The organism is Pseudomonas sp. Sample_10 (assembly GCF_004321495.1).
GTDB lineage: Bacteria > Pseudomonadota > Gammaproteobacteria > Pseudomonadales > Pseudomonadaceae > Aquipseudomonas.
On the sequence record NZ_RCOE01000214.1, the window covers coordinates 1 to 988 of the forward strand.

1 protein-coding gene is annotated in these 988 nt (G+C 57.3%); it reads left to right on the forward strand.

Translation table 11 applies throughout. The features are described from left to right. Positions 1-368: 368 nt before the first annotated feature. Positions 369-988, forward strand: a 620-nt coding sequence (gene map, locus D8U18_RS20760; protein ID WP_131108320.1) for a type I methionyl aminopeptidase, incomplete at its 3' end; no start/stop codon positions are given.

Here is a 988-nt window from a genome sequence, read left to right on the forward strand (position 1 = left end):
AGTTCCTTAATAAGTCGGGTTTGGCCTCCACGTATCCCAATGACCAACCAGCAGCATCAGCTGAAGGCACCCAGGTCATCGTGTCGACACGTGTGTGGATTTAGGCTTTTCGGGGCATCCCCGGAAAGCGGCGCATTTTATATCACAGGGCAGGGAAAAACGGAACCCGGATTCTGAAAACCTGGCAACCAGGGCACTCCCGCCCTTGGAATCCGCCCAGAATGCACCATTCTATAGAGAGAAGCGATGCACAGAGGCGCGGATTTGCGCTGATCGTCTGATAGAATCGCGTTTTTCAGGGCTGCGAAGATCGATCGCGCAACGCCCTTTTCGTAAAGAAAGCGCCATCGAGCGCAGAGAGAGCCTGTATGACCGTCACCCTCAAAACTCCCGAGGACATCGCAAAAATGCGCATCGCCGGCAAACTGGCCGCCGATGTGCTGGAAATGATTGCCGAACATGTCAAACCGGGCGTGACCACCGAAGAACTCGACCGCATCTGCCACGACTACATCGTCAACGAGCAGAAGGCCATTCCGGCCCCGCTCAATTACAAGGGCTTTCCTAAATCCATCTGCACCTCGATCAACCACGTGGTCTGCCACGGGATCCCGAACGAGAAGCCGCTGAAGGATGGCGACACCCTGAACATCGACGTCACCGTCATCAAGGACGGCTACCACGGCGATACCAGCCGCATGTTCCACGTCGGCAGCGTGCCGGTCTGGGCCGAGCGCCTGTCGCAAGTGACCCAGGAATGCATGTACAAGGCCATCGAACTGGTCAAACCCGGCTGCCGCCTGGGCGATATTGGTGAAGTGATTCAGAAGCACGCTGAAAAGAACGGCTTCTCGGTGGTTCGCGAGTTCTGCGGCCACGGTATCGGCAAAGTGTTCCACGAAGAGCCGCAGATCCTGCACTACGGCCGCGCCGGCACCGGCATGGAACTGAAGGCCGGCATGACCTTCACCATCGAGCCGATGATCAA